The sequence below is a fragment of the Streptomyces sp. NPDC003042 genome, from assembly GCF_053591315.1.
Genome location: NZ_JBSFTP010000111.1, coordinates 1 through 15,991 on the forward strand (window position 1 = coordinate 1; position 15,991 = coordinate 15,991).

The window sequence follows — 15,991 nt, forward strand, 5'->3', positions numbered from 1 at the left end:
ATCGTCTCTCCGTGTCGGGCCGGCCCCTCAAGGGCGCTCCTCCTCGTTCCTCGTCGTCGCGTCGCTTCGCGATGGCCTTCGGCCACCCTTGACCGGCCGTCCCGCCCCGGACATACGAAGACTGTCGGGAAACCCCCAAAAGAACGGCACGGGGGGACGAAGGAGCAGGCGAGGACATCAGGGATCCGCGAGCGTGCCCCGGCAGGACGATCCCCCTCCGGGGTCGATGCCCATTCGGATCCCGAGTCGGGTGCAACCCATCCGGCCCCAGCGGCGCCCAAGCCGAGCCGGCACCCCTCGGCGCGGGGCTCGCGCGTCAGATCGCTACTCGCTTCTCAGGTCTCGGCGGCCGACGGCCGTCCGTGGCTGGCATGGGCTCTCCGAGGCGGACTTGACGTTGTCGACGGCGGTGGAGAATTCGCGGCCGGACGTACCCCGGACGTACGCCAGCTTCATCCAGTGCTCGTAGACGACGGAGTCCGACACGTTCTCGTTGATCACGGCCATCAGCTCGCCCTCGGCCCCGGAAGCGATATCGCGCACCCGCCGACGCAGCAGCGGGTGCGGCACATACTCGTACCGCTCACCCATGGAATGGCCCCTCGGCGGAGGCGATGAAGCGCTCCCAGCCGACCCGCGCGCGGTCGAGAAGCTCCTGGCTGGGCCCGGGCAGGGCCACTGCCTTCGGCCAGAGGTCGGCCACGCCGTCGTGGCAGCGCGCTTCCTCATGGATTCGGGCGGTCCTGTCGATCGTCATGAGTCCTCCTGTCTGCCTGCTAGGTGCTGGCAGACAGATGGTGGGCCGCTACAAGCGACGTAAGGGATACAAGCTGTATCCCTCCGGAGCGTTGCTCAGATGGCGCCGATCCACTCGGCGTAGGACGTCAACGATTCGGCATCAGCACGCTTGAGCCGGCGGATCTTCTCGATGTCCTCTCGCGCCCATGGGTGCCCGCGCACGTGCTGTGGAGCGTGCTCTCGGGCCACCGTGAGGGACTCGAAGGCTCCGTCAGGGTCCCCGGACCACAGCTGTGCGCGCGCCACCTCGATCCAGAATCCGGACCGGCGCTCCGCCGGGATCTCGTCGCCCGGCTGCCACTCGCGGGCCACGTCGAGGACATGGCCGATGTGTTCCCGGCCAAGGCTGACCGAGACGGCCACTTCGTGGATGCGGACACTGGACGGGCCGAACGCGGTGCCGAGGTAGATGCCCTCTGGCAGGCTCTCGGCGAGCACGCGGGCCTCGTGCAGGTGACCGTACGCGGCATGCGAGTTGCCCGCGCGCGCGGCGAGCACGGCGGCCCGCATGTGCAGCGCGCCGCGCGTGGCGGTCGACTGCCTGGTGATCGGGGCAGCTGCCGCGTCCAGAGCCTGTTCAAGGGCGATGTGGCCGGCCCGGTGGGCGCGGGCGGCGAGGAAGGTTTCGGCGCGTACGTAAGCGACGGTAGCGAGAGTGTCTGGGTCATCGGCCTGTACGGCTGCCCATCGCATCACGTCGATCAGCCGGGCCGAGAGGTCGTGCGCACCGAATTTGTAGGCCACGGCATCGGCCGTCCGCGCGGCGGCAACGACGAGGCGGGCAGTTTCGGCGCTGTGGATGCCAGACGCTGCGTGCAGGTGCGCCAGTGCGTCTGCAAGGAGACTGGACGCCTGGGCCGCGATCAGGCCGTACTGGGCGGCCAGGCGCCATCCGACCGCGGTACCGAGGTCGGTCCGGAGCTGGTGAAGGGGTCGTCTGGGCGGGTCCAGGGGGATTTCGTGGCCGGCGATCGCTGCGGAGATCGAGGGAAGGGCGTCGTGGACACGGCGACTCGTGCCGGTGTATGCCAGGTCGAGGCGGGACGCATCCACGCCCAGCACGGCCGCGATTGCCTCCAGCGTGGAGGGGCCGGGGGTGCGAACGCCTCGCTCACAGCCTTTGATCATGGCGAGGGAGACATGGGCCTCGCGAGCGAGTTCGGCTTGAGTCATACGTCGGGCCTGGCGCCGCGCGGCGATGCGCTGCCCGATGTGTTCGGCCATGCACGTCACCGTACTGCGCGGCCTGGCAGGGGTTCCTACGGTTTGACGATGTCGGCCAGCTCGGTGAGGGAGTTGATGGACCAGTCCGCGGCAGCACGGACCTCAGGGTCGTCGGCCCACCAGTTGCCCCAGGGCCCGCGCCGCAGATGCGCGGTTCGCAGGCCTGCCGCCCGGGCCGGGTATATGTCGTTGGCCGGGTGGTCTCCGACGTACAACGTCTCGGGCGCAGAGCTGCCGGACACCGCGAGCACCTGCTCGAAGAACCCGCGCGCCGGCTTGGATACCCCCCACTCTCCCGACGTCACGACGAGGTCCGCGGGAAGGCTCAGCATGCGCAGCAGATGACCCGCTCGGGGACTCTGGTTGCCCGCGACGATGACGCGCACGCCGGCGGCGCGGAGCGTGGTCAGTGCGGGCCGGACATCCTCGTAGAGGTCCGTCTCGTCGAGCCGCTCGCCGAGACCTGCGGCATCGCGGGCGGCGTACTCGGCGTCGATGTCGACGTCCGGGCGCAAGAGGCGGATCGCGTCCGCATTGTCCCGACCGTCCACGACCACGGCACCCACGAGCGCGGACAGGGTGTGGCGGGACACGCCGAGCCAGTCAGCCCACGCTGCCCAGTAGCGATCGTCTCGGGTGAGGGTCTCGCCGATGTCCAGAACGACAGTCCGAATCATCCGGCCAGCGTACTGAAGGTGGGAGAGGCCAAGCTGTGGGATTGGTGAGAGGGGACGGACGGATGATCGAGGCCGAGGTGAAGGCGCGGGTGCGCGTGCCGGGCGAGGTGCGGGAGCGGTTGGACGGGCGGGCTCGTGGGCGGGCAGAGGTGTATCAGGACACCTGGTCGAAGCCCGAGCACGAGACCGTCGTGGAGGATGCCGAGGCGGTGCACGCGATGTTGCGCGGCCTCGGGTACGTGCCGGCCGTCGCGTTCGAGAAGCGGTGCAGGAACTACGCCTTCGAGGCCAGGGGCCGGCACATGCTCGCCACCCTCGTGCGGGTGCCGGAGGTGGACGGGACGTTCCTGGAGCTGGAGACCCTCGTTGAGGAGAAGGATCTCGCCGCCGCGTTGGACGATGTGCGGTGGCCCGCTTCCTCTACGAGGCCGGCACGCTGAAGAACGCGCGGCGTACGGGTTGGTGGATGGCCGGGGTGAGCGACCCGGAGAGCGTGGCCGAGCACTCCTGGCGGACAGCGCTGATCGCCTCGGTCATCGCGAAGCTTGAGGGGGCGGATCCCGCGCGGGCCGCGTTTCTCGCTGTCTGGCACGACACCCAGGAGACCCGCACCGGCGATGTGAATCACCTGGGGAAGAAGTACTCCACGACCGCCGACCCCGCCGCCGTGACGGCCGACCAGACGGCGGGCATGCCCGAGCTGCTCGCCTCGGCCATTCAGGGGCTGATCGCGGAGTACGAGGCGAAGATGAGTTGCTCGGGCAGGGGACGCTGGACTGGCTGCGCGCAGCCCTCGGTGAGCAGGGCTGATCGGGGACGGCGACCCGCCCGACGGCGGGATCCGGACCGGGTGTGGGGGCCGTCACGGTCGGGCGGGGTGGGGGACCCGTAATCTGTGTCCGTGGCAGAACCAGTCCGCGTCCCGACCTCCACCCCGAAGATCGCCCTCTCCACCGCCTCCGTCTACCCGGAGTCCACGGCGACCGCCTTCGAGATCGCCGCACGCCTCGGCTACGACGGCGTCGAGGTCATGGTCTGGACGGATCCGGTCAGTCAGGACATCGACGCCCTGCGCCGCCTCTCCGACGACCACCAGGTGCCGATCCTGGCCGTTCACGCGCCCTGCCTGCTCATCACGCAGCGCGTGTGGTCCACCGATCCCTGGACCAAGCTCCGGCGTGCCCAGGCGGCGGCCGAGCGGCTGGGGGCGAGTGCGGTCGTCGTGCATCCGCCGTTCCGGTGGCAGCGCCAGTACTCGCGTGACTTCGTCGCCGGCATCTGGCGGATGGCGGACGAGACCGACGTACGGTTCGCCGTCGAAAACATGTACCCGTGGCGCTACCGCGACCGCGAGATGCTCGCGTACGCGCCCGAGTGGGACGTGACGAAAGATGATTACCGGCACTTCACCGTTGATCTGTCGCATACGGCCACTGCCCGCACCGACGCCCTCGCGATGATCGACCGGATGGGCGACCGGCTCGCCCACATCCACCTCGCCGACGGCAACGGCTCCGCCAAGGACGAGCACCTGGTCCCGGGAAGGGGTACGCAGCCCTGCGCCGAGCTGCTGGCGGGGCTGGCCCGTACGTCCTTCGACGGCCACGTCGTCATCGAGGTCAACACCCGACGCGCGATGTCCTCCGCCGAGCGCGAGGCCGACCTCGCCGAGGCCCTCGCCTTCACCCGGCTGCACCTGGCGACCACCGCTTCGCCGCGTCCCCGGGTCCACCGGCCATGACCGAGCCGAGCCGCCCCCGCCGCGGCCCCGGCCGTCCGCCCCGCGACGCCGTCGACGACGGGCCCGGCACGCAGGAGCGGATCCGTCTCGCCGCCCGTTCCGAGTTCGCCGCGCGCGGCTACGACAAGACCTCCGTACGCGGCGTCGCCAAGGCCGCCGGCGTGGACCCGGCCCTGGTGCACCACTACTTCGGCAGCAAGGACGAGCTGTTCGCCGCCGCCATCGAGGTGAGCCTGGAGCCCGCCCTGGTGGTCCCGGCGATCCTCGGCGAGGGCCCCGACGGCATCGGTGAGCGCCTCGCCCGCTATTTCCTCGGCGTCTGGGAGAACCCGGTCACCCGGGCTCCGCTGCTCGCCGTGATCAGATCCGCCCTCACCCACGAGGCCGCCGCGAAGGTGCTGCGCGGGCTGGTCCTGCGCCGGGTCCTGGAGCGCGTCGCCGCCGACCTGAACGTCCCCGACCCCACCTTCCGCGCCGAGCTCGCCGCCTCGCACATGATCGGCATCGCGCTGCTGCGCTACGTCGTCCAGATCGAGCCCCTCGCGTCCGCGGACCCGGAGGACATCGTGGCCCTCGTCGCGCCCACGCTGCAGCGCTACCTGACCGAAGGCTGAGCCGGCCGTCCCGTCATTCGGACGCGCTGTCCGGATCGCGGGCGGTGGGCGTAGCCTCGTAACAGCCATATCCGCAGTCGCGGCCGACCGCTGAGCCGGCCGCACTCATGGGGAGTGAAACCGCATGCCCGAGCTGAGGTCCCGCACCGTCACCCACGGCCGCAACATGGCAGGCGCACGTGCGCTGATGCGCGCGTCGGGCGTAGCGAGCGAGGACATCGGCAAGCCGATCATCGCGGTCGCCAACTCCTTCACCGAGTTCGTGCCCGGCCACACCCACCTGGCCCCGGTCGGCCGGATCGTCTCCGACGCCATCCGCGAGGCGGGCGCGATCCCCCGCGAGTTCAACACCATCGCGGTGGACGACGGCATCGCGATGGGCCACGGCGGCATGCTGTACTCCCTGCCCTCGCGCGACCTCATCGCGGACAGCGTGGAGTACATGGTCGAGGCGCACTGCGCCGACGCCCTGATCTGCATCTCCAACTGCGACAAGATCACTCCGGGCATGCTGATGGCCGCCATGCGCCTCAACATCCCGGTCGTCTTCGTCTCCGGCGGCCCGATGGAGGCCGGCCAGGCGACGCTGGTGGACGGCACCGTCCGCAAGCTCGACCTGATCGACGCCATGGTCGACGCCTCCAACGAGAACATCTCCGACGAGGACGTGCTGCGGATCGAGGAGAACGCCTGTCCGACCTGCGGGTCGTGCAGCGGCATGTTCACCGCCAACTCCATGAACTGCCTCGCCGAGGCCATCGGCCTCGCCCTCCCCGGCAACGGCTCGGTCCTCGCCACGCACACCGCCCGCCGCGCCCTGTACGAGGACGCCGGCCGGACGGTCGTGGAGATCACCAAGCGCTACTACGAGGACGGCGACGAGTCCGTCCTGCCGCGCTCCATCGCCACCCGCGAGGCCTTCGAGAACGCCATGGCGCTCGACATCGCCATGGGCGGCTCCACCAACACGATCCTTCATCTGCTGGCCGCCGCGCAGGAGGCGGGCCTGGACTACGACCTCACCGACATCGACGCCGTCTCGCGCCGGGTCCCGTGCCTGTCGAAGGTCGCGCCGAACGTCGCGCCCGGCGGCACGTACTACATGGAGGACATCCACCGCGCCGGCGGCATCCCCGCCATCCTCGGCGAGCTGCACCGCGGCGGCCTCCTCAACAAGAACGTCAGCACCGTCCACTCGCAGGGCCTGGAGGACTGGCTGGCGAAGTGGGACGCCCGCTCCGGCACGGCGTCCGAGGAGGCCATGGAACTGTGGCACGCGGCCCCCGGCTGCAAGCGTTCCGCCACCGCCTTCTCGCAGTCCGAGCGCTGGGCGACCCTGGACCTGGACGCCGAGGGCGGCTGCATCCGCTCCGTACAGCACGCGTACTCCAAGGACGGCGGGCTCGCCGTCCTGCGCGGCAACATCGCGGTCGACGGCTGCGTCGTGAAGACGGCGGGCGTCGACGAGTCGATCTGGACCTTCGAGGGCCCGGCCGTCGTCTGCGAGTCGCAGGACGAGGCCGTCGACAAGATCCTGCGCAAGGAGATCAAGGCGGGCGACGTCGTCGTCATCCGCTACGAGGGCCCGCGCGGCGGCCCCGGCATGCAGGAGATGCTCTACCCGACGTCGTTCCTCAAGGGCCGCGGCCTCGGCAAGGTCTGCGCCCTGGTGACGGACGGCCGCTTCTCCGGCGGCACCTCGGGCCTCTCCATCGGCCACGCCTCCCCGGAGGCGGCCTCGGGCGGCACCATCGCCCTGGTCGAGGACGGCGACCGGATCCGCATCGACATCCCGAACCGCTCGATCGACCTGCTGGTGGACGACGCCACTCTGGAGGCCCGCCGCGAGGCCCTGGGCGGCGTCTACGCCCCGAAGAACCGCGAGCGCAAGGTCTCGGCGGCCCTGCGCGCGTACGCGGCGATGGCCACCAGCGCCGACAAGGGCGCGGTCCGCGACGTCTCCCTGCTGGGCTGAGCCCGAGGAACGACAGTCCGGACCCCGCCCGGCGCATCCGCGCCCGGCGGGGTCCGGCCGTTCACCACCCGGCCGGGTCCCGCGCCCCCACCGCGAACACCGACCCGTCCGGCGCGGTCGCGTACACCCGCCCGTCGGCCACCACCGGCGCGGGCAGGGCAGCGGCCTGCCGGCCGCCGCCCATGCGCGGCTTCGTCTGCGCCACCAGCCGTCGGGCCCTGGTGTCCACCGCGAGCAGTCGCCCGTCCATCGCCGCCAGGTACACGCGCCCCTCCCCGGGGGCCGGCCGTGAGGCCGTCGACACACCCGTCTCCACACGCCAGTCCTCGCGATCGCCGCCGACCGCGGCCAGCGTGCCCGAGGTGCCGAAGACGTACGCCGTCCCGTCGGGGCCGAGCGCCGCCTGCGCCTGTGACAGGGGACCGAGCAGCGGAGCCCTCCGTATCGCTCCGGACGACAGGTCGACGCGTACGACCGCGTGCGTCATCCATTCCGCGTCGCTGTCCAGCAGGTGGACCACGCCGCGCGACACCCCGAACGGCTCCAGCGTCCCGGGCGCCCGGACCTGTGCGCGTACCGTCCCGTCCGCGGCGCCGATCTCCACGAGCTGCGTCGACTTCCCGTCCACGGAGGGCGTCGAGACGTACAGGACCTGTGCGCCTCCCGGCTGCTCCGGGCCGGGCCACCACAGGGAGCCCACCGCGCCGGCCTGCTTCGTCCACTGCACGGTCCCGGTGGCCGCGTCCAGCGCGGTCGCCTTCCCGTCGGTCGCGGTGACGAGTACCCGTGCTCCGGCGGTGACCACCTTGGCGCCGGGCGGCAGGGTGCGCTGCCACCGTTCCGCGCCGGTCGCCGAATCCAGCGCCCGGAGCGGTCCGCCGCCCGCCGGCGCCGCGAGTACGAGCCCGGCGCTGTGGAGCGGAGCCGCGGTCTTCTCCGACCCGCCGGCCCCCGGTACCGACCACAGCACGGAGCCGTTCACGGGGTCGAGGCGGGCGGCAGCCAGGCCGGGCCCCGAGCAGTAGAGGGCGCCCGACTGCCAGGAGCAGGCCGTGCCCCGCTCCCCGAGGGACACCGCCCACGGGGCGAAGCCCTGGGACGCGGGGGCGGTCGCGGCCGTCGCCTTGCCCGGAGGCGGCTCACCGGCCGCCCCGAACCGGAGGTACCCGCCGACGGCCCCTGCCACGACCAGCAGGCCGACACCGGCAGCCGCGGCGATCCGCGCTTTCCGCCGGGCTCCGCCGCCCGTCGGCGCCGACGCGTCGGCGGGCGGCGGTGCGGACGCGTCGGCGATCGACTCCCGCCGGTGCGTGACCTCCTCGACGGGGGCCGGGCTTCGCGGGTGCGGGATGAAGGCCTGGGTGTCCTCCGCGGTCGGGCTCGTCACGGTCCGGATCTCGGCGATCAGCGCATCGGCGGTGGGCCGCCCGGCCGGATCCTTCGCCAGGCAGCGGGCCACGATCGGCGCGAGCATCGGCGGCAGCCCGGTCAGGTCGGGCTCGCTGTGCACGACCTGGTACGCCACCAGGTAGTGGCTGTCGGAGTCGAAGGGCCCGCGCCCGGTCGCCGCGTGCACCAGCACCGCACCCAGCGCGAACACGTCCGCCGCCGTCCCGACCTCCCGGGGCCGCTGGAACTGTTCCGGCGCCATGAACGGCGGCGTCCCGATCAGCTTCCCCGTCTCGGTGCGCAGATCGCTGTCGGCCGGCCGCGAGATGCCGAAGTCGATGACCCGTACCCCGTCGGGCGCCATGAGCACGTTGCTGGGCTTGAGGTCACGGTGCACGACGCCCGCCCGGTGGATGTCGCGCAGGGCCTCCGCCAGTCCGGCCGCGAGGCGGGCCAGTTCGACGGGGTCCAGCACGCGTTCCCGTACCCGCTCGGCCAGCGTCGGGGCGTCGATGAACAGGGTGGCCATCCACGGCCGCTCGGCATCCGGATCGGCGTCGACGACGGGCGCGGTGAACGCCCCGCTCACCCGTCGGGCGGCCGCGACCTCCTGCCGGAACCGCGCCCGGAACTCCGGATCCACGGCGTGCTGGGCGTGCACGACCTTGACGGCGAGTTTCAGCCCCGAGCTGGAGGCGGCCAGATGGACGACGCCCATCCCGCCGGATCCGAGGACGGACTCGAGTCGGTACCGCCCGGCATACTCCGGGAACCCCACGTAGTCCGCGCGCAGCGAATGCACCGCTCACCACCCCCGCCGGAGCCTAGTCGATGGCCCGTGCGAACATCCAAGGGCTTGCTACCCTGCGCGCGTTGCGCAGTGCAGCACCCGAGGGGGGAGTTTCGTATGTCCGTTGAGAACGATTCAAGCCAGGTCGAGAGCCTGACGACAGGTTCCGGGTACCCGACCTACCCGGTCGCCCCGGGCTATCGGGTCAACGTCCGCAGCGGCCCGGGAACCAACTACTCGGTCGAGAAGGTGCTCGCCTACGGCGCCAGTGTGACGATCCGCTGCCAGACCCCCGGCGAGTGGATCAGCGGCCCCTACGGGACGACGAACCTCTGGGACTGCGTCGGCAACGGCCTCTTCGTCGCCGACGCGTACGTGAACACCGGCAGTGACGGCTACGTCGCCGGCCGCTGCGCCTGACGGGCAGCCTCCGCCCGCTGCTCCACCACGTCTCGTTCACGTTTCCGTCACGGCGGGTCCGCCACTCTGGAGGCGACCAGGGGGCTCCGTGGAGGGAGAAGCCATGACCGGCACGAAGAGAGGCACCGGCGCGGCCTTGGCCGCGGCCGCGCTGCTCCTGACGGGCGCGCTGACGGGAACGGCGGCGGCCGCCGACGCGGCGCAGGCCCCCCCGAGTGCGCCCGCCCCCGCGTGCAAGGCCGACCAGCTCATCGCGGACAGCGCGGAGCGCGTGGGTTCCAACCGGGTGCGGATCACCGTGATCAACGACGGGCCGAAGCCGTGCGTGCTGAAGGGCTTCCCCTCGGTGGCCCTCGCCGGGCAGGGATCGCCCGGGAACAACAAGCCGCTCAAGGTCTCCCGCCAGGGCGACTCGCGTCCGGTCACCCTCGCGGTGGGCGGCCGGGCCTCGACGCAGCTCACCTTCACGCCCGTTCTCGGGGAGGCGGACGGCTTCTGCGCCTCCGGTGCCACGCCTTCCGTCGCGCCCTCGATCGTGCTGGGCGTCGGCGGCGGTGGACTGCAGCTGGCGCCGGCCGACGGCGGTAACTTCGCGCTGTGCGACGACAAGGTACGCGCCACCGCGTTCCGCTCCGCACGCTCCTGAGCCCAGGGCAGCGCAGGACGTGCCGAGGAACGCAGCGCAGGACGTGCCGAGGAACGCGGCCCCGCTACGCGACCGAGTGCAGGTCCGCGACCAGCGCGCACAGCCGGGAAGTGGGCCGCAGACCCAGCTCCGTGCCCAGACGGTGCGCGTAGTCACGGAAGTCGTGCAGCGCCGCGGAGGGATTTCCCTCGGCGACGTGCGTGCGGATCAGGCAGAACCAGCCGCTCTCGCGCAGCGGATCGGCGTGGACGGCGGTACGGGCCGCCGCGACCGCCTCGGCGTAGCGCCCGGCCGCCGTGAACGCCTCGGCCAGCGCCTCCAGGGCGTGGAGGCGCAGCTCGCGCCAGCGCTCGGCCTCCAGCCGGGCCCATTCGTCGTACCAGCCGGGGAGCAGGTCGGCGGCGAGGGCCTCGACCGTGGCGATGCCGGGGCCGAGGTCGTCGCAGAACTCGGCCCCGGCGGCGTCCAGGATGCGCTGGGCCAGCGCGCGGCCGTGCTGGAGGTCGACGACGGCGCCGCGCGCCAGGCGTACCTCCGAGGCGCCGATGTCGAGGGCCTGTTTGCCGTTGTCGCGTAGCCGGGACAGGGCGGATCGGAGATTGGCGTGGGCGCAGTGGTCCGGGACGTCCGGCCAGAGGGTGCCCGCGATCAGGGCCCGGGGGACGGCCGCCCGACTGCACAGGGCCATGAACGCCAGGACACGCTGTGAACTCGCCGGGATGACAGCGGGTTCGTCACCGATGCACAGATCGAAACCGCCGAGGAGCGCGATGCGCACGTCACGTGCCGTGACCGCGTGCCGACCCGTGGGCCCGCGGTCACCCCGGGCTGTGTGAGCCATCCAGGGGCCCTCCGTACTCTCGTCCGGTCGGGGCGTGCCTTCCCTGCCATGCTCCGTCGCCCGTCCGGACCTGTCGACCGGGGAACCCGGCCGCCGCGACCGGTCTGCCACGTGAGACGCACCCGGTACGGCGGCCCCGGCGGGGGATAATCGCAGGCGTGAGCGACGACCAGCGAGACCAGATCCCCGCCGAGCCGGCCGCCGGGCCGCAGCCCGAGCCGATCAAGTTCTTCGGCACCACCTGGGTGGAGCACGACGGCGGCTACGCCCTGCGCCGCGCCGGCGCGGCCGTCGGTTCGCTCGCCGGTGCCTTCGCCGGGGCCTACCTCCTGCGCTTCGCCTACGAGGGCCTGGAGATCGGCAACGTCGGGCCGTTCCTCTCCATCTCCGTCGTGGTCCTCTTCGCGATCGCCAGCTCCATCGCCTTCGCCAAGACGTGGGACTCCTTCAAGCGCCGCCCCGCCCCGTCCTCCGACGAGGCCGCCCTCAAGGGCCTGAAGGCGATCGGTTTCATCGGCTCCCTCATCGCGTACTTCCTCCGCTGCCTCGTCGAGGCCCCGGGGGAGGGGCTCCGCCGCACCGAGTACGAACGTGCCGTGACCGAGTTCGCCCGCCGCCGCAGTTCCCGTACGGGCAACCCTGCCGCCCGCCGCCCCAAGCGCAAGAAGTAGCCCCCAGGCTCACCTCTCCTGCCCGACCGGTTGACGCCCCGGCACCGCCAGGAGCATTATTCATCACATGATGAATAACCAGTCGGACCACCCGGAGAGGGTCCCGGCCGCCGTCCACGCCCACACCCTGACCGTCCGGCGAGGCCCCGGCCGCCACCTCCGCACCGTCATCGACACCATCGCCTTCGACGTCCCGCGCGGCCGCGTCACCGGCCTCCTCGGCCCCTCCGGCTGCGGAAAATCCACCCTCATGCGCGCCGTCGTCGGAACCCAGGCCCACGTCACCGGCACCCTCGACGTCCTCGGCCGCCCCGCCGGCCACCCCGAGCTGCGCTCCCTCATCGGCTACGTCACCCAGGCGCCCTCCGTCTACGACGACCTCACCGTCCGGCAGAACCTCGACTACTTCGCCGCCGTCCTCGACCCCGGCCGGGCCGCCGCCGAACGCCGCGCCGACGCCGTCACCCGCGCCCTCACCGACGTCGACCTCACCCGCCACGCCGACGCCCTCGCCGGCAACCTCTCCGGAGGCCAGCGCAGCCGCGTCTCCCTCGCCGTCGCCCTCCTCGGCACCCCCGAACTGCTCGTCCTCGACGAACCCACCGTCGGCCTCGACCCCGTCCTGCGCCGCGACCTGTGGAACCTCTTCCACGACCTCGCCGCCACCCGCGGCGCCACCCTCCTCATCTCCTCCCACGTCATGGACGAAGCCGAGCGCTGCCACGACCTGCTCCTCATGCGCGAGGGCCGGATCCTCGCCCAGGGCACCCCCGACGCCCTGCGCACCCGTACCGGCTCCGCCACCGTCGAAGAGGGCTTCCTGCGCCTCGTCGACGAGGCCAACGCCGCAGCCGCCCAGGAGGCCCACCGATGAACGGCGCCCGCACCCTCGCCACCGCCGCCCGCGTCCTGCGCCAACTGCGCCACGACCCGCGCTCCATCGCGCTGATGCTCCTGGTCCCCGTGCTCATGCTGACCCTGCTCCGCTACGTCTTCGACGGCAGCCCGCGTCCCCAGACTTTCGACAGCATCGGCGCCAGCCTCCTCGGCATCTTCCCCCTCATCACGATGTTCCTCGTGACCTCGATCGCGACCCTGCGCGAGCGCACCTCCGGCACCCTCGAACGCCTCCTCGCCATGCCCCTGGGCAAAGGCGACCTCATCGCCGGCTACGCCCTCGCCTTCGGCGCCGTCGCCGTCGTCCAGTCCGTACTCGCCACCGGCCTCGCCCTCTGGCTCCTCGGCCTCGACGTCGTCGGCTCCCCCTGGCTGCTCCTCCTCGTCGCCCTGCTCGACGCCCTCCTCGGCACCGCCCTCGGCCTCTTCGTCTCCGCCTTCGCGGCCTCCGAGTTCCAGGCCGTCCAGTTCATGCCGGCCGTGATCTTTCCGCAGCTGCTCCTGTGCGGCCTCTTCGCGCCCCGCGACACCATGCAGCCCGCCCTGGAGGCGATCTCCAACGTCCTGCCCATGTCCTACGCCGTCGACGGCATGACCCAGGTCCTCACCCACACCGACATGACCGCCGACTTCGTCCGGGACGCCGTCGTCGTCGCCGCCTGCGCCCTGCTCGTCCTCGCCCTCGGCGCCGCCACCCTGCGCCGCCGTACGCCCTGACGACCACGGACCGGACACCCAACCGCTCCTCCCGCCACCGGTGCGAGGATGTGGACATGACCCAGACAGTCGCAGTCCTCGGTACGGGCAAGATCGGTGAAGCACTGCTCAGCGGCATGATCCGCGCCGGCTGGCCCGCGTCGAAGCTCCTCGTCACCGCCCGCCGCGCCGAACGCGCCGAGGAACTCCGTACGCGCTACGGCGTCGAGGCCGTCACCAACGCCGAGGCCGCCAAGCGCGCCGACACGCTCATCCTCACCGTCAAGCCGCAGGACATGGGCAAGCTCCTCGAGGAGCTCGCCCCGCACGTCCCCGCCGACCGCCTGGTCATCAGCGGCGCCGCCGGCATCCCCACCTCCTACTTCGAGGAACGGCTCGCTCCCGGCACCCCCGTCGTCCGCGTCATGACGAACACCCCCGCCCTCGTCGACGAGGCCATGTCCGTCATCTCGGCCGGCAGCCACGCCACCGCCGAACACCTCCTGCACACCGAGGAGATCTTCGGCGGCGTCGGCAAGACCCTGCGCGTCCCCGAGTCCCAGCAGGACGCGGCCACCGCCCTCTCCGGCTCCGGCCCCGCCTACTTCTACTTCCTCGTCGAGGCCATGACCGACGCCGGCATCCTCCTCGGCCTGCCCCGCGCCCAGGCCCACGACCTCATCGTCCAGGCCGCCATCGGCGCCGCCGTCATGCTCCGCGACAGCGGCGAGCACCCGGTCAAACTCCGCGAGGCCGTCACCTCCCCGGCCGGTACGACGATCAACGCCATCGTCGAGCTGGAGAAGCACGGCGTACGAGCGGCCCTGATCGCCGCCCTGGAAGCGGCCCGCGACCGCAGCCGCGAGCTCGCCTCCGGCAACAGCTGACGGCGCCGGGCCCCCGCACCCGGGGGCCCGCCACCCCTCACCTGCCCAGCAGCCCGATGGCCTCGTACGCCCGGTCCACCACCGGCCGCGCCAGGTCCCGCGCCCGCCCGGCCCCCTCCCGCAGCACCCGCTCCACCGCCGCCGGATCGGCCGCCAGCTCCGCGTGCCGCTCCCTGAGCGGCCGGAGCAGCTCCACCACCGCCTCGGCGACGTCCCGCTTCAACGCCCCGTAACCGCCGTACCCCTCGGCGAGCGCGCCGGGCTCCCCGCCCGTGCAGGCGGCCAGGATGTCCAGCAGGTTCGCCACCCCCGGCCGCGCGGCCCGGTCGTAGACGACCCCGTCGCCCCCGCTGTCGGTCACGGCCCGCATCACCTTCTTGGTGATCACGGCCGGCTCGTCGAGCAGATAGACGATCCCCGCGCCGTTCTCATGCGACTTCCCCATCTTCGACGTGGGCTCCTGGAGGTCCATGACCCGCGCGGCCACCGCCGGATGCGTCGCCCGGGGCACGGTGAAGGTGTACCCGTACCGCTGGTTGAACCGCACCGCCAGATCCCGGGTCAGCTCCACGTGCTGCCGCTGGTCCTCCCCGACCGGCACCTCGTCCGTCCGGTACGCCAGGATGTCGGCGGCCATCAGTACGGGATAAGTGAGCAGCGACAGCCGTACGCCTGCTCCCGCGCCCTGCGCCTTCGCAGCCTTCTCCCGGTACTGGATCATCCGCCGCAGCTCCCCGTCGGTGGCGGTGCACTCCAGCAGGTAGGCCAGCCGCGTGTGCTCGTCCACGTGGCTCTGCACGAACAGCGTGCACCGCCGCGGATCCAGTCCTGCGGCGAGCAGCAGCGTCGCCGCCTGCCTGCTGAGCCGCCGCACCCGTGCCGGATCGTGCTCCACGGTCAGCGCGTGCAGGTCCACGACGCAGAAGAGCGCCTCGTCCGGCTCCTGATCGGCGGCGACCCACTGCCGTACCGCCCCGAGGTAGTTGCCCAGCGTCAGATGCCCGGTCGGCTTGACCCCGCTGAAGATCCTCGTCATGTCGTTCTCCCTGCCCGTGTCCGTGTCGGTGTGGCTGTCGGAGCCACCGCGCCGGGCGACCGAGCCACTCCCGGGAGGGGGAGAAACAGAGACGGCCGCCGTAGCGGCGGCCGTGAGCGCATGCGTGCTCGCGTGAAGGTCGGCCGCCGTCAGGCGGCCCACCAGCGAAGGCTGGACGTGAGCGCATGCGTTGTCATGCCGAGCAGCGTAACTCGCGCGGGACGAGGAGGCGGTGAAGTTCTCGCACCCCCCGGAACCGGCCCGGTCAGCCGAGGGTTGACACAGATGTACCCGATCCGTAAGGTTCTTCGAGTTGTCCGCAGTGAGCTCCGACCCCCGGGTCGGTCCCCGGACAGCCATTCCGCACTACACATTCGAACGAACGACGCATGCTGTCGTCTCGTTTTCATGCGTATTTGCGAATGAGGAATCCGCGTTCCAGGACGCAGCCCCCGATTGGCATCGAGGGCAGGGAATCCGCTACTGTCTCACTCGCCGGAAGGGCCCAACGGCCTGGAAGTCGCAGTAACAACTTCCGCTTCGCGGGAGGCCGCTGACTGGCAGTCAGGCCCGAAAGGATCTGATAGAGTCGGAATCGCCGGAAAGGGAAAACGCGAAAGCGAAGCACCTGGAAAGCAAGCGGGACTGACTCTGGTAGAGTCGGAAACGCAAGAACAGAACGAAAGCCC

The 15,991-nt window shown here is 71.8% G+C and carries 18 protein-coding genes; 11 read left to right on the forward strand and 7 right to left on the reverse strand.

Features of this window, described 5'->3' with window-relative positions:
• Positions 1 to 324: 324 nt before the first annotated feature.
• The 4 genes from ACWDYJ_RS33460 to ACWDYJ_RS33475 form a co-directional block, all read right to left on the reverse strand.
• The gene (locus ACWDYJ_RS33460) at positions 325 to 591 is read right to left on the reverse strand and encodes a hypothetical protein (protein ID WP_451569370.1); all 267 of its coding nucleotides are present in this window, start codon (positions 589 to 591) and stop codon (positions 325 to 327) included.
• A complete protein-coding gene (locus ACWDYJ_RS33465; protein ID WP_451569371.1) occupies positions 584 to 757 on the reverse strand; it encodes a hypothetical protein in 174 nt (57 codons plus the stop codon). The genes ACWDYJ_RS33460 and ACWDYJ_RS33465 overlap by 8 nt, the downstream gene beginning before the upstream one ends.
• 95 nt (positions 758 to 852) lie before the next feature.
• Complete coding sequence (locus ACWDYJ_RS33470) at positions 853 to 2,022, reverse strand: helix-turn-helix domain-containing protein (protein WP_451569372.1); 1,170 nt, start codon at positions 2,020 to 2,022, stop codon at positions 853 to 855.
• Between the two features lie 35 nt (positions 2,023 to 2,057).
• The gene (locus ACWDYJ_RS33475; RefSeq protein ID WP_451569373.1) at positions 2,058 to 2,699 is read right to left on the reverse strand and encodes an HAD family hydrolase; all 642 of its coding nucleotides are present in this window, start codon (positions 2,697 to 2,699) and stop codon (positions 2,058 to 2,060) included.
• Between the two features lie 62 nt (positions 2,700 to 2,761).
• Between ACWDYJ_RS33475 and ACWDYJ_RS33480 the strand changes: the two genes are divergently transcribed.
• The 5 genes from ACWDYJ_RS33480 to ilvD all read left to right on the forward strand — a co-directional run bounded on the left by ACWDYJ_RS33480 (position 2,762) and on the right by ilvD (position 7,029).
• Positions 2,762 to 3,139 carry a hypothetical protein gene (locus ACWDYJ_RS33480; protein WP_451569374.1) on the forward strand — a complete coding sequence of 126 codons (378 nt, stop codon included), beginning with the start codon at positions 2,762 to 2,764 and terminating at the stop codon, positions 3,137 to 3,139.
• Between the two features lie 26 nt (positions 3,140 to 3,165).
• A complete protein-coding gene (locus ACWDYJ_RS33485) occupies positions 3,166 to 3,591 on the forward strand; it encodes an HD domain-containing protein (RefSeq protein WP_451569387.1) in 426 nt (141 codons plus the stop codon).
• A 9-nt stretch (positions 3,592 to 3,600) separates the two neighbouring features.
• Positions 3,601 to 4,440 carry a sugar phosphate isomerase/epimerase family protein gene (locus ACWDYJ_RS33490; protein ID WP_451569375.1) on the forward strand — a complete coding sequence of 280 codons (840 nt, stop codon included), beginning with the start codon at positions 3,601 to 3,603 and terminating at the stop codon, positions 4,438 to 4,440.
• Positions 4,437 to 5,054: a TetR/AcrR family transcriptional regulator gene (locus ACWDYJ_RS33495; protein ID WP_451569376.1), complete on the forward strand. Its 618-nt coding sequence runs from the start codon at positions 4,437 to 4,439 to the stop codon at positions 5,052 to 5,054. The genes ACWDYJ_RS33490 and ACWDYJ_RS33495 overlap by 4 nt, the downstream gene beginning before the upstream one ends.
• 124 nt (positions 5,055 to 5,178) lie before the next feature.
• On the forward strand, positions 5,179 to 7,029 hold the full coding sequence (gene ilvD / locus ACWDYJ_RS33500) for a dihydroxy-acid dehydratase (RefSeq protein WP_451569377.1): 1,851 nt from the start codon (positions 5,179 to 5,181) through the stop codon (positions 7,027 to 7,029).
• Between the two features lie 61 nt (positions 7,030 to 7,090).
• On the opposite strand, the gene ACWDYJ_RS33505 is transcribed toward ilvD, so the two are convergent.
• Complete coding sequence (locus tag ACWDYJ_RS33505) at positions 7,091 to 9,220, reverse strand: serine/threonine-protein kinase (RefSeq protein WP_451569378.1); 2,130 nt, start codon at positions 9,218 to 9,220, stop codon at positions 7,091 to 7,093.
• A 105-nt stretch (positions 9,221 to 9,325) separates the two neighbouring features.
• Here ACWDYJ_RS33505 and ACWDYJ_RS33510 point away from each other — a divergent pair, with 105 nt between their 5' ends.
• Together ACWDYJ_RS33510 and ACWDYJ_RS33515 are read left to right on the forward strand one after the other, a co-directional pair.
• Positions 9,326 to 9,628, forward strand: coding sequence for a peptidase (locus ACWDYJ_RS33510; RefSeq protein WP_451569379.1), 303 nt, complete (start codon positions 9,326 to 9,328; stop codon positions 9,626 to 9,628).
• A gap of 103 nt (positions 9,629 to 9,731) precedes the next feature.
• The gene (locus ACWDYJ_RS33515; protein WP_451569380.1) at positions 9,732 to 10,274 is read left to right on the forward strand and encodes a DUF4232 domain-containing protein; all 543 of its coding nucleotides are present in this window, start codon (positions 9,732 to 9,734) and stop codon (positions 10,272 to 10,274) included.
• Positions 10,275 to 10,338: 64 nt separating this feature from the next.
• On the opposite strand, the gene ACWDYJ_RS33520 is transcribed toward ACWDYJ_RS33515, so the two are convergent.
• A complete protein-coding gene (locus ACWDYJ_RS33520; protein ID WP_451569381.1) occupies positions 10,339 to 11,115 on the reverse strand; it encodes an AfsR/SARP family transcriptional regulator in 777 nt (258 codons plus the stop codon).
• Positions 11,116 to 11,273: 158 nt separating this feature from the next.
• Here ACWDYJ_RS33520 and ACWDYJ_RS33525 point away from each other — a divergent pair, with 158 nt between their 5' ends.
• The 4 genes from ACWDYJ_RS33525 to proC all read left to right on the forward strand — a co-directional run bounded on the left by ACWDYJ_RS33525 (position 11,274) and on the right by proC (position 14,266).
• Entirely contained in the window at positions 11,274 to 11,786 is a 513-nt protein-coding gene (locus tag ACWDYJ_RS33525) for a hypothetical protein (protein ID WP_451569382.1), read from the forward strand.
• A gap of 67 nt (positions 11,787 to 11,853) precedes the next feature.
• Positions 11,854 to 12,660, forward strand: a complete 807-nt coding sequence (locus ACWDYJ_RS33530; RefSeq protein ID WP_451569383.1) for an ABC transporter ATP-binding protein — start codon at positions 11,854 to 11,856, stop codon at positions 12,658 to 12,660.
• Entirely contained in the window at positions 12,657 to 13,400 is a 744-nt protein-coding gene (locus tag ACWDYJ_RS33535) for an ABC transporter permease (RefSeq protein ID WP_451569384.1), read from the forward strand. Before ACWDYJ_RS33530 ends, ACWDYJ_RS33535 begins: the two co-directional genes overlap by 4 nt.
• A 56-nt stretch (positions 13,401 to 13,456) precedes the next feature.
• The gene (gene proC / locus ACWDYJ_RS33540; RefSeq protein WP_451569385.1) at positions 13,457 to 14,266 is read left to right on the forward strand and encodes a pyrroline-5-carboxylate reductase; all 810 of its coding nucleotides are present in this window, start codon (positions 13,457 to 13,459) and stop codon (positions 14,264 to 14,266) included.
• Positions 14,267 to 14,303: 37 nt separating this feature from the next.
• On the opposite strand, the gene trpS is transcribed toward proC, so the two are convergent.
• Positions 14,304 to 15,302, reverse strand: coding sequence for a tryptophan--tRNA ligase (gene trpS / locus ACWDYJ_RS33545; RefSeq protein ID WP_451569386.1), 999 nt, complete (start codon positions 15,300 to 15,302; stop codon positions 14,304 to 14,306).
• Between the last annotated feature and the right edge of the window lie 689 nt (positions 15,303 to 15,991).

What these genes read in the sequence shown, in the direction of transcription:
- ACWDYJ_RS33460 (WP_451569370.1), bottom strand. Translation starts at nt 591, where the DNA reads ATGGGTGAGCGGTACGAGTATGTGCCGCACCCGCTGCTGCGTCGGCGG.
- ACWDYJ_RS33465 (WP_451569371.1), bottom strand. Translation starts at nt 757, where the DNA reads ATGACGATCGACAGGACCGCCCGAATCCATGAGGAAGCGCGCTGCCAC.
- ACWDYJ_RS33470 (WP_451569372.1), bottom strand. Translation starts at nt 2,022, where the DNA reads ATGGCCGAACACATCGGGCAGCGCATCGCCGCGCGGCGCCAGGCCCGA.
- ACWDYJ_RS33475 (WP_451569373.1), bottom strand. Translation starts at nt 2,699, where the DNA reads ATGATTCGGACTGTCGTTCTGGACATCGGCGAGACCCTCACCCGAGAC.
- ACWDYJ_RS33480 (WP_451569374.1), top strand. Translation starts at nt 2,762, where the DNA reads ATGATCGAGGCCGAGGTGAAGGCGCGGGTGCGCGTGCCGGGCGAGGTG.
- ACWDYJ_RS33485 (WP_451569387.1), top strand. Translation starts at nt 3,166, where the DNA reads ATGGCCGGGGTGAGCGACCCGGAGAGCGTGGCCGAGCACTCCTGGCGG.
- ACWDYJ_RS33495 (WP_451569376.1), top strand. Translation starts at nt 4,437, where the DNA reads ATGACCGAGCCGAGCCGCCCCCGCCGCGGCCCCGGCCGTCCGCCCCGC.
- ilvD (WP_451569377.1), top strand. Translation starts at nt 5,179, where the DNA reads ATGCCCGAGCTGAGGTCCCGCACCGTCACCCACGGCCGCAACATGGCA.
- ACWDYJ_RS33510 (WP_451569379.1), top strand. Translation starts at nt 9,326, where the DNA reads ATGTCCGTTGAGAACGATTCAAGCCAGGTCGAGAGCCTGACGACAGGT.
- ACWDYJ_RS33515 (WP_451569380.1), top strand. Translation starts at nt 9,732, where the DNA reads ATGACCGGCACGAAGAGAGGCACCGGCGCGGCCTTGGCCGCGGCCGCG.
- ACWDYJ_RS33520 (WP_451569381.1), bottom strand. Translation starts at nt 11,115, where the DNA reads ATGGCTCACACAGCCCGGGGTGACCGCGGGCCCACGGGTCGGCACGCG.
- ACWDYJ_RS33530 (WP_451569383.1), top strand. Translation starts at nt 11,854, where the DNA reads ATGATGAATAACCAGTCGGACCACCCGGAGAGGGTCCCGGCCGCCGTC.
- ACWDYJ_RS33535 (WP_451569384.1), top strand. Translation starts at nt 12,657, where the DNA reads ATGAACGGCGCCCGCACCCTCGCCACCGCCGCCCGCGTCCTGCGCCAA.
- proC (WP_451569385.1), top strand. Translation starts at nt 13,457, where the DNA reads ATGACCCAGACAGTCGCAGTCCTCGGTACGGGCAAGATCGGTGAAGCA.
- trpS (WP_451569386.1), bottom strand. Translation starts at nt 15,302, where the DNA reads ATGACGAGGATCTTCAGCGGGGTCAAGCCGACCGGGCATCTGACGCTG.